Here is a 19,276-nt window from a genome sequence, read left to right as displayed (position 1 = left end):
TGCTATCTTATATTGGATACAAAATAATAGTTAAAATATAGTTCCATACACTACAACGTATGGAACTCCTTCTTAATCAACCGGATAACCTGGCCCACTTCTTCTCTTGCCTCTTTCCCCAACGGCTGATTTGGCGCAATGGGATTTCCCACGGGGAACCCTTGAAGCTCCAGGCCTGCTTTTACGCAGGCAGCCAGATTATATTTCTGAAAAACACGGTTCACTTCCCACATGGTTCTCTGCAGCCTGAATGCTTCGTCCCAGCGTTTCCGAGCGCATAATTCATACAGCATGACGCTCTCCTTTGGCAGCAGGCAGGCAGGACCGGCCATCCATCCGGCCCCGCCAAGCATCATGACAAATACAGGAACATGGGCGGATGCACTGAATATCTTCAAATCGTTTCCAACTATATTAGACAATTGAAGAAGTCTCCCGGTATTGCCGGATGCATCCTTATAGTAATTAATATTTGATATTTGGGACAGTTTTTTCAGCGTGGGAATCTCAATCTCAAAACCTGTAAACTTAGGGTTATTGTATACGACTACCTGGCAGGACACTGCTCCTGCAATGCCTGCAAAATAGCCGTATATCCCATCCTGCTTTAATGGGAAATACACGTTCAGGATTCCCAGGATTCCATCCACTCCCAGCCGTTCAAATTCAGAGGCCTGAAATGCGGCATCCCTGTTTGTGGAAGCCGCAACCCCGGCAACCACAGGCACCCTGTGGGCCGCGGCTTCCACCACAATTCTGACAATTTCCCTGCGCTGTTCCCAGTCCAGGTAAAAGAACTCCCCGGTGCTTCCCAAAGGGGTAAGTCCATGAACGCCGCATGCAATGAGATGGTCCACCAGATTGCGAAGTACCTGTTCCTTTACGTTCCCGTCCTCGTCCACGGGTGATACAAGATATGGGAATATCCCTTTCCACTGTGTAAATGCCATGATTCTCCCTGCTCTCCCATTATTTTATGAAATGTACTTCCTGGCAGATTCTCCCGTAAACCTTGTCCTTTTTCTCGTTAAACCTTACCTTGTTCTCTTCAAAAAGATTCCGTCCATATGTGTCAATGGATACAATGAGGGGACCAAACTCCCTGACCCTGCATGTCCAAAGAGTCTCCGGCATTCCCAAATCCAGCCACTCAGCCTGCTCGATTTCTTCCACGCTGTCAGCTGCCACCACTGCACAGCCCGCAGGAAATACACAGTGCAGGGCTTTATATTCTTTACACCCTTCCTCTGTTCCCTTACCCATGCCGCCCTTTCCCACTACAAGGCGCACGCCTGTTTCCCGGATGAATTCCTTCTCAAACTTCTCCATGCGCATGCTGGTGGTGGGTCCCACCGAAACCATTTCATACCGGCCTTCCTCCAGGGGGCGTATGATTGGACCGGCATGCAGGATGGCTCCGCCCTCCAGATTCACGGGCAGTTTCCGTCCGCCTTCAATAAGACGCCTGTGGGCAACATCGCGGCAGGTGGTTATATGTCCTGTGAGATATATAATATCACCTATATGAATATCCTCCAAATCTTCCGCCTTTATTGGCGTGGTTAATATTTTTTTAGCCATTACAGAGTCACCCCCTTATGAGAAATGATGGTATACTTCAAATCCTTATCAAAGATAATATGTCCCTTCCTGTGGGACCAGCATCCCACGTTTACTGCCACGCCTATGGTGGATGGATGCCTGGCCGTGTTTTCAATATGTACGCCCATCACGGACATTTTGCCTGATACCCCCTGGGGCCCCAGACCGATTTCATTGATGCCATCCTCCAGAAGTTTTTCCAGCTTAGCCGCCCTCTCATTTGGATTTCTGGTTCCCAGAGGTCTGAACAGCGCCTTTTTTGACAGTAAGGCAGCGGTTTCCACTGAAGTTGCCACACCCACACCCACCAGCAAAGGCGGGCAGGCATTTAATCCGTAACTGGTCATCACATCCAGCACGAATTTCGTGACCCCCTCATATCCCTGACCCGGCATAAGGACCATGGCCTTGCCGGGCAGGGAACAGCCGCCGCCGGCCATATAGGAATAAATCTCGCAGGTATCGCATTCCGGAACAATCTCCCAAAATATGGTAGGGGTCCCCGTTCCAACATTCTTACCCGTATTATATTCGTCAAATGTCTCCACGCTGTTGTGACGCAGGGGTGCGTCAAATGTTGCCCTGACCGTCGCCTCCTTAAGAAGCGTTTCCACGAAATCAATCAGAGGAAACCTGGTGCCGCATTTCACAAGATACTGCAGGACCCCTGTATCCTGACAGCAGGGGCGGTCCAAAAGAACTGCCAGTTCCTGGTTTCTGAACATGGTGTCATAGATGGTCTTGGGCAATTCTCCTGTCTCCAGCGCCCTGAGCTCCTTCAGTTTTTCCGTCACATCATCAGGCAGCACCTTTCCGCTGTACCCCACGAATTTCGCCATGATATCTGTCATATATTCCACGGCCTCTGTCTTTGTCATCATTTCCTCCCCTCCTTTCATGCCTGCTCTACCTTCATATAATCTTTGACACTGTCAATAATTGGGGCCATGCATTCTTCCTTGCGGGAAGCATAAAATTTCTTGTTGTCCACAAACATGTTATTTCCCTCTGTGTCAATGGATACAATCAGAGGACCAAACTCCTTGATTTTCATCACCCACAGACATTCCGGCATCCCCAGTTCCCGCCAGTATACATTCTTTATTTCTTCCACATGTGCTGCCGCGGATACGGCGCATCCTCCCGGGTATACGCAATGGATTGCCCCATATTTCTTACATGCCTCAGAGGTTTTTTCACCCATTCCTCCCTTTCCCACCTGGATTTTGACCCCTGTAAGGCGGATAAAATCAGCTGCGTCTGCCTCCATCCGGATGGAAGAGGTAGGGCCGATGGAAATCATGGTGTTCTTTCCCGGTTCTTCCCTGATAATAGGTCCTGCATGCATGATGGCGCCCCCGGTAAAATCATAGGGACAGGCAAGTCCCTCATGAACCACACGGTGATGGACGTCATCACGCCCTGTTACCAGCTCTCCCGACAGATAGATGATGTCTCCTGTTCTCAAATCTTTAATATCCTCGGTAGTAACCGGTGTAGTCAATATCTTTTTCATAGCGTTACCCCCTTATATGTCGGCATCTCATAAGACAAATCATTGTGGAATCGGATTACGCCCCGGCGGTGGGCATAACATGCCACATTCACGCCGATGGCAATGGTGGCTGTATGGCGCGCAGATGATTCTATATGTACCTCCATGGCAGCACAGTTTCCCCTAAGGCCCTGAGCCCCGATTCCCAGCTTGTTAAGTCCTTCCAGCAAATCCGTTTCCAGCTTTGCTCCCTTTGGGTGAGGATGGCTTGTGCCAAGCGGTCTCAGATAAGCTTTCTTGGACAAAAGAGCTGCATTCTCGGCATTATGTCCCAGACCCACGCCCACAATCAGGGGAGGACATGCATTGATGCCCAGGTCGGACACAGCATCAAACACATACCTGATGATGGCTGCGTAACCGTCAGAGGGCTTGAACACCTGGGAACGCCCCGGCAGACAGCAGCCGCCGCCTGCAAAATACGTTATGATTTCCAGGTCATCATTATCCGGTACAATGTCCCAGTTAATCCATGGCATCCTTTCTCCTGTGTTGTCATTGGTGTTCCTCTCCTCAAAATAATTCACTGTGTTCTGACGCAGGGGAGCACTGTACGTTGCATTATGTGTGGCCTTTCTCAGGCTTTCCGCTACCATATCCTGATATGCGAATCCCGTTCCCATCTTAATGTAGAAATGCAGGAGTCCTGTATCCTGACAGCATGGCCGGCTAAGTTTTTCTGCCATATCCAGGTTTTCAAAATACGCATTATAAATCACTTTCTGGATATCATTATCTTCCTTTTCCCCGCACTCCTTCAACTTCGCATACACGTCATCGGGAAGCCGCTTGCTGCTCATTGCAATGAATTTCTCCATGATGTCCGTAAACTTTTGCTTTGCATCTTCGTGTGTCATAGTCCTATACCTCACTCTGTTTTATCCTAATATGTTAACCAGGGTCATGCTGATTGGCTCTATGTATGTGATTGCCAGTAAAGATATAATCAGGGCAATCAAATAGGGCATGATGGCCTTTACCAACGCTTCAAATTTAATGTCCGCTATATTACATGCCACGTACAGACAGTTGCCTACCGGAGGAGTAATCATACCGATTGCCATGTTCACGATAAATACGATACCTACCATATACGGATTCACGCCCACACTTGTAAGCACCGGCAGAAGAATCGGCGTCAGAAGCGCGATTGCTGCGGATGAATTGAGAAAACAGCCCGCAATCAGGACCACGATATTAAACAGGAACAGCAGGACATATTTATTGGTGGTAAAAGACAGAAGGGATGCCGCGATGGCCTGTGGTATCCTGGCCATGGTAAGTACATATCCAAAGGTGGAGACAGTCGCCATAATCAGCATGATGACCGAAGCTGCCACGGCTGAATTACACACCACCTTTGGAATATCACGCCACTTAAGTTCCTTATATACAAATAATCCCACCACCATCCCATATACGGCTGCCACTGCTCCGGCCTCTGTAGGAGTAAAAATGCCGCTGTATATTCCTCCCAGAATAATGACTGGCATAATCAGGGCCCACATACTGTCCAGGCATATATGCAGTACTTCCTTGGGGCTCTTCTTCTCCTTTATTACAGGTACGTTGTTCTTCTTCGCATACAGGTACGCCACCACCATCATTGCCAGTCCCATCAAAAGGCCCGGACCCACACCTGCCAGAAACAGGGTGCTGACTGATGTATTAGCCAGAACACAGTATGTAACCATGGGTATGCTGGGAGGTATTACCTGTCCCACGGTTCCCGCAGCCGCCACCGTCGCGGCCGCAAAGGTTTTCTCATAGCCGCTGTCCTTCATCTCGGGAACCATGATTCCTCCGATGGCTGCCGTAGTAGCCGGACATGAACCGGATATGGCTGCAAAAAACATGGATGCCCCAATGGCCACCATGGCCAGTCCGCCTGTAATTCGGCTGAAGATTAAATTTACAAATGTAACCAGCTTCTTGGAAATCCCCCCTTCACCCATCATGTTTCCTGCCAGGATGAAAAAGGGAATTGCCATAAGCGGGAAGGAGTTGATTCCATTAAACATGGACTGGGCCGTTACAATCAAAGATGAATTCAGACCTGTCAAGATTGCAATCACCGCTGCTAGGCCAAGAGCCACAGCAATGGGAACTCCCAGAAACATGAGTACGAAAAAGCTTCCGAATAACAACCCTGTCATGAGGCGTCCTCCCTCCTCTCTCTCTTCAGTATTTCAAAGATATGTAAGAAATAGCTTACTGCCATTCCAAGACATCCCAGCATCATTCCCAGATAGACAAAGGCCATGGGAAGCTTTAGTGCAGGCGATGTCTGGGCGCTGAGTTTATCCCATTGAGCACAGCAGTAATATAGCACCATGATGAAAAATCCAATGGATATCAAATCACAGAGCACCTTCATCCCCTTCCTTACCGTTTCCGGAAACAGGTTCTGAATCAGTTCAACCCCTATATGCTGGCCCTTTCTTGCTCCCACATAACCAGCAATAAAGGTCATCCAGATGAACAGGAACCTGGCCCCCTCCTCAGACCAGGCCAGAGGGGATTTAAACACGTACCTGGCCAGCACCTGGACAAATATGAAAAGCGTCATGCCGCCCAGTATCAATGCCGAGAACGCCTCCATAATCTTGTCCACCACATGGACTACTCTGCCCACACAATTCCCCATGAAATCACACTCCTCCTATTTAACAGCTGCCTGAATTTCCTCAATCAGGGTTCCATACTGGTCTTTAAATGCCTCGTACACCGGCTGGACAGCTGTCTTGAACGTACTCATGTCATCCACTACGTTCACATTGACGCCTGCATCCTTTATCTGCTGAAGCTCCTGGTCCGCACTGTCTATGGCCAGCTTCCTCTGGTACTCAGCTGCTTCCTGGGCCGCCTCCAGCAGCGCTTTCTGGTCGTCTCCGCTAAAGGAATTGAATTTATCCAGACTCATAATCAGCGGCTCTGCCGTGAAAATATGATGGGTCACGGAATAGTAGTCATTTACTTCGTTATATTTGTTATTGACAAAGATGGCGGATGGATTCTCCTGACCGTCAACCGTCTTTAGCTGCATGGCTGTGAACACCTCAGATACGGCCATTGGTGTGGGAACCGCGCCCAATGTCTCAAATGTTTTCAGGAATACCTGGCTTTCAGGAACACGAATTTTCAGTCCCTTCAAATCCTCCGGTCCAGTTATGGGCTTAACAGAATTGCTGATGTCTCTGAATCCGTTGTACATCCAGCATAATATCTTAAAGCCTTTGGCCTCAGCCGCTGCCCTCAGCTCATCGCCTACGTCTCCATCCAGAACCGTAAACGCCTGGTCCGCATTCTCAAACAGGAACGGAAGATTCAGAACACCTATCTCAGGTACAAAATTCTCGGCAGACATGGTAGACTCCAGGGCAATATCAAGCGTTCCCATCTGTACAAACTCAATTGACTTTGCACCGGAAGCAATCTGGGATGCGGGATAAACCTCCACTGCAATCCTGCCGCCTGTTTTCTCTGAAACCAGTTCTGCGAAACGCTCGGAACCATACTGGTAAGGATGGGTGGTCGCCCCCACATGATTCAGTGATAATGTAACCTCCGCCTTACCGGCTGGTGCTGTTTCCTTCTCCTGTGATTCTGCCGGTGCTGCTTCAGACGCCTGCTTTGTCCCCTCTGTAGCCGCTGCTGTTGACTGCTGTGCTGTCTGTCCCCCGCATGCCGACAGACCTGCTGCCATGGCTGCTGCCAAAATCAGACTTACTAAGTGTTTTCCCTTCTTCATTGCTTTTCCTCCTTTTTATACATTAATAGCCCCAAAAATTGGATACAAACCTTAAATATATGTTATATCAAATAATGTATCCAATATTTATGTATAAATTATATTAGTATTATGCACAAATGTCAATACCTCTCATCACATTTTTACAGCAAATCTCACAATTCCCTGTTATTCCTCATACTTTGACAGTGTATCCCTCAGACTCCGCATCATATGGTCATGCATCTTTTGTCTGGCTTCCTCTTTATTTCTCATCTCAATCGCCTTCACAATTTCCTTGTGCTCCCCAAATGACACTAAAGCATTATCCTTAAGGCTGGTATTTCTGGCCAGAGAATTAGATATGAAAAGCGTCTTCAGGATTCCTTCCATTCTCTCATTATCAGCCAAAATCCAGATTGCTTCATGTAAATCGTAATTTGAATCGGCGTAATCCTGATAGCGCTCCTCTTCAATGACCTGTTCCATTTTTTTTAAATGGCCGCTCAGGGCGGTCATATCCTCTGCCTCACAGGCCATGGCAGCTGCTTCGCTTTCCAGTATTGCACGCGTCACATAATAATCAGTGACATATTTACGGTCAATCCCCACCACAACTGCCTCCTTATGAGGCATCAGCTGCACCAGGCCTTCCCGTTCCAGGCTCTGTAGGGCCTCCCTGATTGGGGTAACGGAAACTCCCAACCGGGCTGACAAATCGCTTAAAACCAGCCTCTCTCCTGCCTTTAACTCGCTTGTAAGTATTGCCTCCCTGAGAGAATTAACCACCTGCTCCCTGGCAGACCACATTTTGATAGGACTTATATTTTTCATATATACTGTATACAGGTCTCCCTGCATACCTCCTTTCAGGTTCTTATATAGATAGGATTATTTTGTATCCATTATTTGATGATTATAACAGTTATACGTGAATAACGCAACCTTCTGCTCCCCTCCCCCTAGGGATGTTCTCCGCCGCAGTGTTTTCCGTTCATCTTCAAAAACTCCTCCATCCCATCCGCCGGCAGGGGCTTCGAATAATAATATCCCTGTATCTGCTCCACCCCAATATCCTCCACCAGCTGTCTCTGGCTTTCCGTCTCCACTCCCTCGGCAATCACGGTCATTCCAAGGTCCCTGAAGGCATGCACCAGATGCTTTATGGTCATGGCTGATGTGGGGTTATCTATGGAAGCCCATACCAGACTTTTATCCAGTTTGATGGTACCGAACGGGATACGGATAACGGTGGCGATATTGGAATACCCGGTCCCAAAATCATCCAGTCCCATTTCAATCCCGTGCTTCCTCATCTCAAGGGCAAAATCCGTTACCACCTGCGGATTCTCAGCAAGCGTACTTTCCGTGAATTCAATTTTAATGGCAGACATGGGTGTGCCGTTGCGCTGGATGATTTCCAGTACTTTCCGGGCCAAATCCGGCTGTGAAAACTGAATGGCGGAAAAATTCACATGGATGGCCTCCATGGGCAGTCCTTTTTCTATGAGCCGGTTAATGTATTTACAGACCTGGTCAAGAATCACATATGTAAGTTCAATAATAAGACCTGTCTCCTCTGCAATGGGTATAAATTCATTGGGATAGACCGGTCCTATGGACGTGTGGTTCATACGCATCAGAGATTCCGCATACCGGAACTCCCTGGTCCCCACAGAGTAGATGGGCTGGTAATACATTTCCACGATGTGATTGGCAAGCTGCCCCTTCAGTATTCTGATGATTTTCTTTCTCCGCTCCAGTTTTTCCAGCATATCCTGGTCACAGTAACAAACCTGTCCATATCTGCCCGTCTTTGCCTGTGACACCGCATATTCAATGGAACTGACCGCTGCCTCCAATGTCTTCACATACTCTGAACGGCGGATAACTCCCATGACGGCCGGAAGCTTAAACTGGTAGTCCTGGTTCTGCCACGGCTGTTTCATACGGGCCCCTATGTCATGGACACACTGACGTATACGTTCCCCGCCCTCATTAATGAATAAAAGCGCAAACTCATCACCGCTGTACCGGTAGACATTTTCCTTTGGCCCCACACTGCACAAAAAGGCACATACCTGCCTTAAGAAGGCATCTCCTCCATGCTGGCCGCATACATTGTTAATCTGCCTGAAATCCCGTATGGATACCACCAGCAGCGTAAAGTCTTTATCCGGATACCTTCTCAGAAGGAGGTCCAGCATGTTGAGCAGTTCCTGACGGTTGGGCACATTGGTGAGATAATCCAGGGAAATCTGACGGTTCTGAAGATGCAGGTAGATAATCAGCAATGCGCAGGTGGCAGCAGAACCGGACAAAATAATATCCGGATACATCTGCTGAAAAAGAATTACCAGAACAGCCAATACAGGAAATGCAGCCAATATATGATAAATATGGCTGTCTATGGAACGCCGGTTCCTGACGGCAACAACAATGCAGCCAGCGCAATACGCATAAAAAATAAGATAGGTCAAAAAAATCAGGCTGCCCTGTTCATACCCCTGATTCACAGTAATATCGAAGAGACATTTTGTGAAACAATTGGACAGCACCAGCAAGGTATAGATGGCCCCGGGGATTCCGCCCAACAGAAGCATGCGGTAAAGCTGGGGCTTTTCTTCGTATATAATGGAAATCACATAAAGATAATACACCAGTCCCATAAGAGGCGTCAGTATGAAATACACGGTAGTGACTGACCAGGTGACCCAGACCGGCACCGGTATATAGCCGCACAGCATAAAGGTGGACAGAATGTTGCTAAACATGGCTGCAAAGGTAACGGTCAGGCACCCCTGGAACATTCTGTTCTTCAGGCTTGGCAGATGGCTGCCCTTCCTGGAATACACCCATATGATTCCCAGGATAACCAATGATATTGTTTCCGGAGCTATGTTCCACCTCACCCTTATATACCTGCCGTTTCCCACCTTTCCCCCGCTGTATAAAGCTCCTCTTCCATTTCCCTTTTCTCAACGTATACAAGGTGTCATCATTTCTTAATCATATACCATATTCCTGTTTACATCAATAACTTATATGGAAAATATTTCTTTATTCTTCAGCTTTTGGTTTCCGCCTCTGTGTCCGGGTTGCCGGATTTCATACCGGCCTTCCATCATCCGGCCGGGTGCAAAACATATGGATACCGTGGGAAGCCTTCACTTCTTCTCCCATGCCTGACAACGGAAAAAAGTTCCCGTCTGACATTGCTGCCGGGAACTTTTTCATGACTTTATGTACTGTTCTTAACTTACCTATTATTATCCTGTCTTTGGTTTAATCTTGACGTTTTATTCATCCGTCTTTCATTTTACCTTTAAAATTCGTAAGGCGGATTTCCGGAAAAATCAGCAATCACACCATGGGGATTCTCCAGATAAAATACCACAAAAATCGGATTGTCGGCCGTATTATACTGGCCCTTAACAATTGGATTGGCCATGCAGGCTTCCTTTACCTCCATATTGTTTTCAAAGACAGCCTTACCGTGAAGACGCAGCCACGCATAGGAGGCATCCGAAACAGATATCTCTACTTCCGGGTTGGCCTGCATGTCCTTGTATACTTCCTTCTGGTTATTGGTGCAGAACCACAGCTTTCCATCCTTTTCAAAACAGAACATGAACGGACGGCACTTTGCCTTTCCATCCCTTCCCACGGTTCCCAGATACTGCACAGGGTTTGCCTGTAAAAAATCAACTACTTTATTCATGATAAGTTCCACCCTTCCTCTTATTTGTTTATACCTGTATTATAAAATACAGACTGCATGCTCACAAGAACGCACTTTAAAGTGGGATAGGTACCTTACAGTGCCATAGTATAATAAAGATACTGTCATTTTACAATTTTTTTAAGGTATTCTAATACTTTTTGTTGAAAAATCCCAATAACTCTGCTACAATCCCATTAAGAAGAACTTATCTTAACCAAATTTAGGAGGGTATTATGGAACAAATGTTATTCTTAGTCCCGGTAGTGGGGCTGCTGGGACTCCTGTTTGCCATCATTTTAAGGCAGCAGGTCATCAAGGAGGACCCGGGTACGGACAAGATGCGTGAGATTGCCGACGCAATCGCAGAGGGCGCCAACGCGTTTCTGGCATCCGAATACCGTATTCTTGTCATCTTTGTAGCTGTGTTATTCTTTGTTATTGGTCTTGGAACACGGAACTGGATTACAGCCGGATGTTTCCTTGTGGGAAGCGGATTTTCCACCATGGCCGGATATCTGGGCATGAACGCCGCCATCCGTGCCAACAGCCGTACGGCTAACGCCGCCCGCACATCCGGTATGCACCGGGCGCTGGCCCTTGCATTCTCCGGCGGAAGCGTTATGGGAATGGCCGTGGTAGGTTTAGGCCTGCTGGGCGTAGGTGTGCTCTACATACTTACAAGGGACGTATCTGTTTTATCCGGATTCAGCCTGGGTGCTTCTTCCATCGCACTTTTTGCCCGTGTGGGAGGAGGCATTTACACCAAGGCAGCCGATGTTGGCGCTGACCTGGTAGGTAAGGTTGAGGCCGGCATCCCCGAGGACGACCCGCGTAACCCTGCTGTTATTGCAGACAACGTAGGCGATAATGTAGGCGATGTGGCCGGCATGGGAGCCGACCTGTTTGAATCCTATGTAGGTTCCCTGATTTCAGCCCTGACACTGGGCCTTGTGTTCTATCAGGAAGCCGGCATTGTTTTCCCGCTGATGCTTTCAGCATGCGGTATTATTGCCGCCATCATAGGCGCTCTGTTAGTCAAGAGCATCGGTAACTCCGACCCGCACAAGGCATTAAAAACCGGCGAGTACAGCGCAACCGCACTGGTAGTGGTCTGCTCCCTTGTCCTCAGCCGTATGTTTTTCGGCAACTTCATGGCAGCTTTTACCATCATTACCGGCTTATTGGTGGGCGTGCTGATTGGTGCCGTCACCGAAGTATATACATCCGGCGACTACCGCTTTGTGAAGAAGATTGCCAAGCAGTCTGAAACCGGCTCCGCCACCACTATTATCAGCGGCCTTGCAGTGGGAATGCAGTCAACAGCCATCCCCATCCTGCTGGTATGCGTAGGTGTTCTGATTTCCAACAAGCTTATGGGACTCTACGGAATTGCCCTGGCAGCCGTAGGCATGCTGTCCACCACAGGAATCACCGTAGCTATTGATGCTTACGGACCCATTGCCGACAATGCAGGCGGAATCGCAGAGATGGCCAGCCTTGACAAGTCTGTCAGGGATATTACCGACAAACTGGACTCTGTGGGCAATACAACTGCTGCTATCGGCAAAGGCTTTGCCATCGGCTCCGCAGCCCTTACAGCACTGGCTCTGTTTGTCTCCTACGCCGAGGCTGTAAAGCTCACTACCATTGACATCCTCAATGCCCATGTCATTGTAGGACTTTTCATTGGCGGTATGCTCACCTTCCTCTTCTCAGCCATGACCATGGAATCCGTATCCAAGGCAGCGCATCAGATGATTGAGGAAGTACGCCGTCAGTTCAGGGAAAAACCCGGCATCCTTAAGGGAACAGACCGCCCTGACTACGCTTCCTGTGTATCCATCTCCACCAAAGCAGCTCTTCGCGAGATGTTCCTGCCGGGTCTGATGGCAGTACTGGCGCCTCTGGCAACCGGCCTTATACTGGGTCCGTCCGCTCTTGGCGGACTTCTGACCGGAGCCCTTGTAACCGGCGTATTGATGGCCATCTTCATGTCCAACTCCGGCGGAGCCTGGGATAACGCAAAGAAATACATCGAAGAAGGAAATCACGGCGGCAAAGGCAGTGATTCACACAAAGCCGCTGTAGTGGGCGATACCGTAGGCGACCCGTTTAAAGATACCTCAGGTCCTTCCATCAATATTCTTATTAAGCTGATGACCATTGTATCTCTGGTGTTTGCTCCTCTGTTCCTGCAGTTTGGAGGATTGATTTAACCAAAAAAATAACCGTTTTACGGCTGTATAAACAGTTAATGGGAAGGAAAATCCATGTTCTGGATTGTCCTTCCCATTGTTTTGCTTATAAAATATTGCTGAAAGGCCGCACCAGGCGAAAACCTCCCCTCAATCCACTCCCATCACTCATCAAAAATACTCACGATTTCCCCATCCAAAATCCGGTTCATGTTCTTTACAGCACAGAAATTACCGCACATGGAACAGGTGTCCTCCTTTTCCGGCTTGGCTGATTCCCGGTATCTCCTGGCTTTTTCCGGGTCAATGGCCAGCTCAAACATGCGCTCCCAATCCAGATTCTTCCGGGCTGTGCTCATTTCGCGGTCCCACTGTGCCGCCCCTCTGATACCCTTTGCAATATCCGCTGCATGGGCAGCAATCTTGGATGCCATGATGCCCTCCCTGACATCGTCCAGGTCCGGCAGCCTCAGATGTTCAGCCGGCGTCACATAACAGAGAAAGGATGCACCGGCAGCAGCAGCCAGAGCACCGCCTATAGCCGCAGTGATATGGTCATATCCCGGCGCAATATCTGTCACCAGAGGACCGAGGACATAAAAGGGGGCACCCTGACAGATGGTCTGCTGTATTTTCATATTGGCCTGAATCTGGTCCAGGGGCATGTGTCCCGGTCCTTCTATAATGACCTGCACATTTTTCTCCCATGCCCTTCTGGTCAGCTCTCCCAGAGTTACCAGTTCCTCAATCTGGGAAATATCCGAGGCATCCTCAATACAACCGGGCCGGCAGGCATCTCCCAGGCTCAGGGTCACGTCATAAGCCTGGCAGATATCCAGTATCTCGTCAAAATGCTCATAAAAAGGATTTTCCTCCCCTGTCATTTCCATCCAGGCAAATATAATGGAACCGCCCCTGGAAACAATGTTGGTAAGACGCCGCGCCCTCTTGAAGCGCTCTGATGTCTGCCGGTTGATTCCCACATGGATGGTCATAAAATCCACCCCATCCTCCGCATGCATCTTTACAATGTCCAGCCACTCCTGGGATGTAATCTCCTTCAGCGGCTTGTGGTAATAGACCACTGCATCGTAGATGGGAACCGTGCCGATGATTGCAGGGCACTGGGAAGTCAGCATTCTCCTGAATGTGCGGGTATCCCCCCATGAGCTCAGGTCCATGATGGACTCAGCCCCCATTTTTACTGCGTTGTTTACCTTCTGTAATTCCATGTCCAGGTCTTTGCAGTCCCTTGACGTGCCAAGGTTCACGTTGATTTTTGTCTTAAGCCCGGACCCGATTCCGTTTGGCTCCAGACAGGTATGTAGCCGGTTGGCAGGTACAGCCGCCTTGCCCTCTGCCACCAGCTGCATCAGCTCTGCAGGCTCAAACCGTTCTTTTTCCGCCACCTTTTTCAGTTCTTCTGTCAAAATCCCTTTCCTGGCCGCGTCCATCTGCGTGGTATAATCCATCTCTTCCTCCTCTTTGCCCTGGCAGGCAGGCGGATAAAATAAGGTTCAAACATGTCCCATTAAACATTGATTCGCTTCCCGCTGTATGTCCGGCCCGGTTCCCGTGTGCATGTACACTCCTGCAATGTGCCGCCGGACCGTATATCCCCCGGAGCGTGTACCGCCGGACATGCTTCAGGCTGCAAAAAAGGCCCATACCCGTAAGGAATGGACCAATCATATTATGCAGACTTATGCATACTCCATATTTCCCTACGTTGGCATTATCCAAATCAGGTTTAATAGGTCGAAGTTCGATTACTTCCTCTCAGCCTGCTCCACAAGCTCCCTGTTGTAATATATTGAATACAGCAGCTTCCCTACTCTATCCGAAAGACATTTCTGCCTTACTCTGTAAGTTTATACGGAAAACAACGGCTTGTCAACCATTATTCCCAAATGCATCCGGGAGAGCGCCCATACCGGACAGGAAACTGATGCCGGCAATGACTCCCCTCCCCCAGCCTGCCACAAACCGGTAACGCTACTGCTAACATCCTGCGAATCCCGTCATGCCAAGCCCTGACACAATCTCATCCGCCAGTCCGTCCAGGGCCTTCACCACCTCGTCTATCTGTTCCGGCTTCATGTTGTCAATATGGAACCCTCCGGTACAGACCACCACCCTGCCGGTTGCCCTGCACAGTTTCTCTGCCAGCCTCCGGCACAGGGCCTCATCCTTGTGGCCTGTCAGGTTCAGTACGGATGACGTTGCGCTTATGGTTCCGTCGCCTGTCAGGGACGGCCTTGGCACTGCCTGGACCGTGCATCCGATATGGGGCTTATCCCCGCCCTGGATGCATGCCAGGATATCCTCCCCTAAAAAAGCAGCACCTGCCTCCATATAAGAACAGGACAATTCCTTTCGTCCCACTATAATCCACTCCATCTGCGGTACTCCTTTCCCTCTATTCCAAACGGCTCCAGCAGCTTGGAGGCAATATGATAAATCATCTGGTCCATATGTTCCGGCCTGTGATAAAAGGTCATCATAGGAGGAATGATTCTCACGCCGGGCATCAAGGAAAGCTCATGCATATTCCTTAAATGAATGGGACTTAACGGAGTCTCCCTGGCTGCCAGAACTAGTGTCCTCTGCTCCTTGATGGTTACGTCCGCTGCACGCAGAATCAGGTTCTCCGCATATCCTGCGCGGATTCCGGCAATGGTTTTCATGCTGCACGGCACAACCAGCATTCCTGCTGTGGCAAAGGAACCGCTGGCGGGCCCGGCTCCAATCTGGTCCGGTTGCAGCACATGGTCCGCCAGTGCCTCCACCTGCTCCACGGACAGATTCGTTTCCTGGCCCAGCGTAAGCACAGCACTGTCACTCATAATCAGATAGGACTCATATTCCGGCTGTTCCCCTATAAGCTCCAGGCATTTCACCAGGACGGGCATTCCGCTTGCGCCTGTGGCCCCGACTATAATCCTCTTTCCCATATGCGTCTCCTGTTATCTCCCCGGCTGCTTCACCCATGCAGACGGGTCTAATTCCATAAACCTGGCCCTCACAAATCGGTCCTTCTGGTCAAAGGGGACCGTACAGTCAAAAATGGTCTTGCATGCAATGCCATGATCCCTTATGCTTGGGGAAAACCTGGGGTCATTGGACGGGTCCAGAGGATGGCATCTCACCCCCGGAATGGTGATGGTATCCACATCTCCCTGGAACCGTGTATTCATGGCCCAGAGTACGTCGTTCATATCAAAACAGTCCACATCCTCATCCACCAGGAAAATATGCTTAAGTTCGCTGAAAGCGGAAAACGCCAGAAGAGCTGCCTGCCTCTGTCTGCCTTCATCACTGGCTACAGATTTTTTAAACTGGAGCACTGCCATGTATTTCCCTCCCCCGGCGGAACAGCAGTATACATTCTGAAGCCTTCCCGGCATGGCCTTTTCCACCATACCAAATATGCTGGCCTCCGTTGGTATGCCGGCCATGGACACATGCTCCTCGCTGGGTCCTATACAGGTCTGCATGATGGGGCGCTCCCTGTGGGTGACGGCCTTGACCTTGATAAGCCAGCACTGGTCGCTGGCCGGTCCCGTGTAACCGGGAAACTCCGGCATGGCAAAGCCTGTATGGCTGTTCTGGTCCTCCTTAATTCTCACACCAGGAATGACCTCGCCCTCAATAACATATTCTGCATTGGCTATGGCCATCTCATCCACGGTCAGGCATCTGCACAGTTCCACCGGCTCTCCCCGCAGCGCTCCTGCCACTGACAATTCATCATACCCCAAAGGCGTGGTGGGCGGCTCAAAACAGGAACCAATCTCAATGGCCGGGTCCACGCCAATGCTGATGGAAATAGGCAGCCTGCGTCCCAGCTCCTCCGCTCTCTCCGCCATAGCGCCGATATGCCTGGCGCCCGGTGTAAAGAAAATAGACAGCTCATCCTTTCCCTGAATACAGAGCCTGTGGATGGTAACATCGTGGGCGCCTGTATCCGGGTGGGCTGCATAACACATTCCAAGCGTAATATACGGGCCTGCGTCATAGGGCGTGTTGGTTGGCGCCGGAACCAGCTTATACAGGTCAAACCCAGGTTCATCCGCCCGGTGCACCACCTGCTGGCAGACAGGCTCACTCTGACACATCACAGGCGGAACCGGCTTCTCCACACTGCGGCACAGCATCTTACCCAAATCCTCCGGCTTGCAGTCCAAAAGGGCTGCCACACGTTTCCTGCTGGCCAGCACACCAATGGCAACGCTGGCATCCGGATGTCCCTTTACATTGTGAAAAATCATGGCAGGGCCTTCCCTGGTAGGCCGTTTTACCGTACCTCCTGCTCCTACATACCGGTACACACCTGATAATTGAGCCATGGGCTCTACTTCCACATCTGTCTCCAGAAGCTGCCCCGGCAGCTCTGCCAATAATTCCAGCGCGCTTCTTAAATCCCTGACTTTCTTTGACATATCAAAATCCCCTCTCCGGCTTATCCTGTCATCCGCCTTTTTTATTTTTTCAGCATTGGCTGGGATATTTCATGCATTGATAATCCATCCATGTCATTCCACCCCTGCGGTTCTGCTGTTACTCTATTTCACATCTTACTTGAAAAAGCCTGGAGAATCAATTCATCTTATGGTATAATTGTTTCCAAAATGGAATGAATCAACAAGCCAGCCGGAACATAAGGGAAACAGGTGCAAACCTTAATATGCCGTCCCCTATGTACCAGAAAGGAACGGACGACAGATATGACCTTTGAACAACTGGATTATTTTATTGCGGCCGCCCAGTGCGGCACCTTTTTAGACGCCGCGGAAACACTGCACATCAGCCAGTCCGCCCTGTCCAAACAAATTATGAAGCTGGAAAAGGAGCTGGATATCCAGCTTTGGGACAGAAGCCGGCGCTCCGCTGTCCTGACAGAGGCAGGGCGCATGTTTTACCAGGAAGCCCTGAACCTGTCAGGGGAATACAAAAAAGCCCTCCTTCGAATCAGTGAATTCAAGGAACAATCAAGTCAGAAGCTGTCCATCGGTACTCTTCCTATCCTGTCCCAGTACCATCTCACAGCCATGCTGAAGGATTTTGCAGACAGTCATCCGCAAATCCATCTCATGCTGGAGGAAGTTGAGGAACATGACCTGCTCAGGGGATTTTCCAACAATGCCTATGACTTCATCATCACCCGCAGCAATATGCTGGACAACAAAAACCATACCTTCCGGACGCTGGCAGAAGACAGGCTGGTTGCAATCCTTCCCGAAAACCACAGACTGGCCGGAAGGCCTGTCATTTCCCTGGATGATATTGCAGGGGAGGGATTCATACTAATGCATACCTACACGTCCATCTATGATTTCTGCATGGACCTGTTCCGTGAAGCAGGAATCCGGCCTCATCTGCTCCGCACGGCACGCATGGAATCCATCATCAGCGCCGTGGCTGTCCGTGAAGGCATCAGCCTGCTGCCGGAAGAAAATTTCAGGCTGTTCCAGTACCGGGACATTGTCTCTGTTCCCATTGATACTCCCCGCACGCTGTCCATCGGCATAGCCGGCAAAAAGCAGGGCCGGATATCATCCGCCATGGCCGAATTCCTCCGTTACGCCGACGGATATATACGATAATCCTGAGCCCTGCCAGTACCCTGCGCATCTGCCCTGCCGGTACCCTGCGCATCTGACCTTCCGCTGTCTATCTGTCTACTCCTGAACTACGGCCCACATGCGGACAGGCAGCCCTGTCGCCCCCTCAATGGGAGGAAATACGGCAAACACAATGGCTCCGGCCGCAGGCACCTGGTCCAGATTGCACATAACCTCCACCTGCAGCTTGCCCTTGTCCAGCAGATAGCGCTCGCAGGCCAGGTCCCCTGACCGGGCTGCCAGCACCGAGGCATCGGTGTCCAGGGTTTCATGCCCATTGGCGGCCGCATTCCGCACCTCATAGATATATCTCAGCGCCTCCATGGACCACCCCGGAAAATGCTCTCCGCCCTCCTGGTCATAATTGGAGATGGCATCCATATCCGGCCAGCGTCCGCTCCATCCGGTATACAGGGCCACAAACGCTCCATCCGGTATATCCCCGTACTCAGCCTCAAATTTCTTGATGTCCTCCACGGACACGGCGTATTCCGCATTTTCCTTCACCTTTTCAGAGATATCAATGACTACCAGCGGGAAAACCATGTCCCTGACGCCGTACTGCTCCGATAATGCCTTCCCTTTGATAAAATGTCCCGGAAAATCAATGTGTGTACCGAACTGCCCGGGAAATTTGAAGGTCTGAATCAGGCATTCCAGTTCATTTCCCCAGTCATATACGGTTTTTGACAGTTCCACTGCCCCCTCCGGAATCCCTCCCCAGTACGGGCTGTCGTTGTTAAGCGGATGGGACAGCTCGACCCAGCGGTATGTTTTTAGCCTCTTTAAATCTTCCCATAACTGATACATATTCCGGTTCCTCCTGTGGTATTTTGTAATTCCAAT

The 19,276-nt window shown here is 49.9% G+C and carries 18 protein-coding genes and 1 riboswitch; of the genes, 2 read left to right on the top strand and 16 right to left on the bottom strand.

Translation table 11 applies throughout. The features are described 5' to 3' along the window. Positions 1-50 precede the first annotated feature (50 nt). The 11 genes from FGS84_RS01405 to FGS84_RS01355 form a co-directional block, all read right to left on the bottom strand. Positions 51-950 carry a dihydrodipicolinate synthase family protein gene (locus FGS84_RS01405; RefSeq protein ID WP_138305954.1) on the bottom strand — a complete coding sequence of 300 codons (900 nt, stop codon included), beginning with the start codon at positions 948-950 and terminating at the stop codon, positions 51-53. Between the two features lie 19 nt (positions 951-969). Beyond that, entirely contained in the window at positions 970-1,581 is a 612-nt protein-coding gene (gene ttdB, locus FGS84_RS01400) for a L(+)-tartrate dehydratase subunit beta (protein WP_138305953.1), read from the bottom strand. Continuing rightward, the gene (gene ttdA, locus FGS84_RS01395; RefSeq protein WP_347563760.1) at positions 1,581-2,483 is read right to left on the bottom strand and encodes a L(+)-tartrate dehydratase subunit alpha; all 903 of its coding nucleotides are present in this window, start codon (positions 2,481-2,483) and stop codon (positions 1,581-1,583) included. The genes ttdB (FGS84_RS01400) and ttdA (FGS84_RS01395) overlap by 1 nt, the downstream gene beginning before the upstream one ends. Positions 2,484-2,497: 14 nt before the next feature. Beyond that, complete coding sequence (gene ttdB, locus FGS84_RS01390) at positions 2,498-3,118, bottom strand: L(+)-tartrate dehydratase subunit beta (RefSeq protein WP_138305952.1); 621 nt, start codon at positions 3,116-3,118, stop codon at positions 2,498-2,500. Next, a complete protein-coding gene (gene ttdA, locus FGS84_RS01385) occupies positions 3,115-4,014 on the bottom strand; it encodes a L(+)-tartrate dehydratase subunit alpha (RefSeq protein WP_138305951.1) in 900 nt (299 codons plus the stop codon). The genes ttdB (FGS84_RS01390) and ttdA (FGS84_RS01385) overlap by 4 nt, the downstream gene beginning before the upstream one ends. A 21-nt stretch (positions 4,015-4,035) precedes the next feature. After that, positions 4,036-5,313, bottom strand: coding sequence for a TRAP transporter large permease (locus FGS84_RS01380; protein WP_138305950.1), 1,278 nt, complete (start codon positions 5,311-5,313; stop codon positions 4,036-4,038). Continuing rightward, positions 5,310-5,804, bottom strand: coding sequence for a TRAP transporter small permease (locus FGS84_RS01375; RefSeq protein ID WP_138305949.1), 495 nt, complete (start codon positions 5,802-5,804; stop codon positions 5,310-5,312). The genes FGS84_RS01380 and FGS84_RS01375 overlap by 4 nt, the downstream gene beginning before the upstream one ends. Before the next feature lie 15 nt (positions 5,805-5,819). After that, positions 5,820-6,908 carry a TRAP transporter substrate-binding protein gene (locus FGS84_RS01370; protein ID WP_138305948.1) on the bottom strand — a complete coding sequence of 363 codons (1,089 nt, stop codon included), beginning with the start codon at positions 6,906-6,908 and terminating at the stop codon, positions 5,820-5,822. A gap of 168 nt (positions 6,909-7,076) precedes the next feature. Continuing rightward, a complete protein-coding gene (locus tag FGS84_RS01365) occupies positions 7,077-7,721 on the bottom strand; it encodes a GntR family transcriptional regulator (protein ID WP_240305518.1) in 645 nt (214 codons plus the stop codon). 128 nt (positions 7,722-7,849) lie between these two features. Further along, positions 7,850-9,799, bottom strand: a complete 1,950-nt coding sequence (locus tag FGS84_RS01360) for a bifunctional diguanylate cyclase/phosphodiesterase (RefSeq protein WP_347563759.1) — start codon at positions 9,797-9,799, stop codon at positions 7,850-7,852. Positions 9,800-10,212: 413 nt separating this feature from the next. Beyond that, positions 10,213-10,608, bottom strand: a complete 396-nt coding sequence (locus FGS84_RS01355) for a pyridoxamine 5'-phosphate oxidase family protein (protein ID WP_138305945.1) — start codon at positions 10,606-10,608, stop codon at positions 10,213-10,215. A 236-nt stretch (positions 10,609-10,844) separates the two neighbouring features. Here FGS84_RS01355 and FGS84_RS01350 point away from each other — a divergent pair, with 236 nt between their 5' ends. Further along, positions 10,845-12,827 (top strand): sodium-translocating pyrophosphatase, encoded by a 1,983-nt coding sequence (locus FGS84_RS01350; protein WP_138305944.1) that lies wholly within the window; start codon positions 10,845-10,847, stop codon positions 12,825-12,827. A gap of 143 nt (positions 12,828-12,970) precedes the next feature. Here the strand turns inward: FGS84_RS01350 and thiC are convergent, their stop codons facing one another. The 4 genes from thiC to FGS84_RS01330 all read right to left on the bottom strand — a co-directional run bounded on the left by thiC (position 12,971) and on the right by FGS84_RS01330 (position 17,248). After that, entirely contained in the window at positions 12,971-14,278 is a 1,308-nt protein-coding gene (thiC, locus tag FGS84_RS01345) for a phosphomethylpyrimidine synthase ThiC (protein ID WP_138305943.1), read from the bottom strand. A gap of 231 nt (positions 14,279-14,509) precedes the next feature. Beyond that, positions 14,510-14,619: riboswitch (TPP riboswitch) on the bottom strand. A 188-nt stretch (positions 14,620-14,807) separates the two neighbouring features. Next, positions 14,808-15,206, bottom strand: coding sequence for a hypothetical protein (locus FGS84_RS01340; RefSeq protein WP_138305942.1), 399 nt, complete (start codon positions 15,204-15,206; stop codon positions 14,808-14,810). Beyond that, positions 15,191-15,760 carry a UbiX family flavin prenyltransferase gene (locus tag FGS84_RS01335; RefSeq protein ID WP_138305941.1) on the bottom strand — a complete coding sequence of 190 codons (570 nt, stop codon included), beginning with the start codon at positions 15,758-15,760 and terminating at the stop codon, positions 15,191-15,193. Before FGS84_RS01335 ends, FGS84_RS01340 begins: the two co-directional genes overlap by 16 nt. 12 nt (positions 15,761-15,772) lie before the next feature. Beyond that, positions 15,773-17,248 carry a UbiD family decarboxylase gene (locus FGS84_RS01330; protein WP_138305940.1) on the bottom strand — a complete coding sequence of 492 codons (1,476 nt, stop codon included), beginning with the start codon at positions 17,246-17,248 and terminating at the stop codon, positions 15,773-15,775. Between the two features lie 285 nt (positions 17,249-17,533). Here FGS84_RS01330 and FGS84_RS01325 point away from each other — a divergent pair, with 285 nt between their 5' ends. Further along, positions 17,534-18,412, top strand: a complete 879-nt coding sequence (locus FGS84_RS01325; protein WP_138305939.1) for a LysR family transcriptional regulator — start codon at positions 17,534-17,536, stop codon at positions 18,410-18,412. A 75-nt stretch (positions 18,413-18,487) separates the two neighbouring features. Here the strand turns inward: FGS84_RS01325 and FGS84_RS01320 are convergent, their stop codons facing one another. Next, entirely contained in the window at positions 18,488-19,240 is a 753-nt protein-coding gene (locus tag FGS84_RS01320; protein ID WP_138305938.1) for a cyclase family protein, read from the bottom strand. Positions 19,241-19,276: the final 36 nt, after the last annotated feature.

The organism is Clostridium sp. 1001271st1 H5, assembly GCF_005845215.1.
Taxonomy (GTDB): domain Bacteria; phylum Bacillota; class Clostridia; order Lachnospirales; family Lachnospiraceae; genus Enterocloster.
The sequence above is the reverse complement of the archived record's forward strand: the minus strand, read 5'-3'. Positions and strand labels throughout refer to the sequence as shown.

Excerpts from the sequence above, each read along its gene's own strand:
- FGS84_RS01335 (WP_138305941.1), bottom strand. The coding sequence starts at position 15,760 with ATGGGAAAGAGGATTATAGTCGGGGCCACAGGCGCAAGCGGAATGCCC.
- ttdA (WP_347563760.1), bottom strand. The coding sequence starts at position 2,483 with ATGATGACAAAGACAGAGGCCGTGGAATATATGACAGATATCATGGCG.
- FGS84_RS01370 (WP_138305948.1), bottom strand. The coding sequence starts at position 6,908 with ATGAAGAAGGGAAAACACTTAGTAAGTCTGATTTTGGCAGCAGCCATG.
- thiC (WP_138305943.1), bottom strand. The coding sequence starts at position 14,278 with ATGGATTATACCACGCAGATGGACGCGGCCAGGAAAGGGATTTTGACA.
- FGS84_RS01375 (WP_138305949.1), bottom strand. The coding sequence starts at position 5,804 with ATGGGGAATTGTGTGGGCAGAGTAGTCCATGTGGTGGACAAGATTATG.
- FGS84_RS01405 (WP_138305954.1), bottom strand. The coding sequence starts at position 950 with ATGGCATTTACACAGTGGAAAGGGATATTCCCATATCTTGTATCACCC.
- FGS84_RS01355 (WP_138305945.1), bottom strand. The coding sequence starts at position 10,608 with ATGAATAAAGTAGTTGATTTTTTACAGGCAAACCCTGTGCAGTATCTG.
- ttdA (WP_138305951.1), bottom strand. The coding sequence starts at position 4,014 with ATGACACACGAAGATGCAAAGCAAAAGTTTACGGACATCATGGAGAAA.
- FGS84_RS01330 (WP_138305940.1), bottom strand. The coding sequence starts at position 17,248 with ATGTCAAAGAAAGTCAGGGATTTAAGAAGCGCGCTGGAATTATTGGCA.
- FGS84_RS01350 (WP_138305944.1), top strand. The coding sequence starts at position 10,845 with ATGGAACAAATGTTATTCTTAGTCCCGGTAGTGGGGCTGCTGGGACTC.
- ttdB (WP_138305953.1), bottom strand. The coding sequence starts at position 1,581 with ATGGCTAAAAAAATATTAACCACGCCAATAAAGGCGGAAGATTTGGAG.
- FGS84_RS01320 (WP_138305938.1), bottom strand. The coding sequence starts at position 19,240 with ATGTATCAGTTATGGGAAGATTTAAAGAGGCTAAAAACATACCGCTGG.
- FGS84_RS01325 (WP_138305939.1), top strand. The coding sequence starts at position 17,534 with ATGACCTTTGAACAACTGGATTATTTTATTGCGGCCGCCCAGTGCGGC.
- FGS84_RS01380 (WP_138305950.1), bottom strand. The coding sequence starts at position 5,313 with ATGACAGGGTTGTTATTCGGAAGCTTTTTCGTACTCATGTTTCTGGGA.
- FGS84_RS01365 (WP_240305518.1), bottom strand. The coding sequence starts at position 7,721 with ATGAAAAATATAAGTCCTATCAAAATGTGGTCTGCCAGGGAGCAGGTG.
- ttdB (WP_138305952.1), bottom strand. The coding sequence starts at position 3,118 with ATGAAAAAGATATTGACTACACCGGTTACTACCGAGGATATTAAAGAT.
- FGS84_RS01340 (WP_138305942.1), bottom strand. The coding sequence starts at position 15,206 with ATGGAGTGGATTATAGTGGGACGAAAGGAATTGTCCTGTTCTTATATG.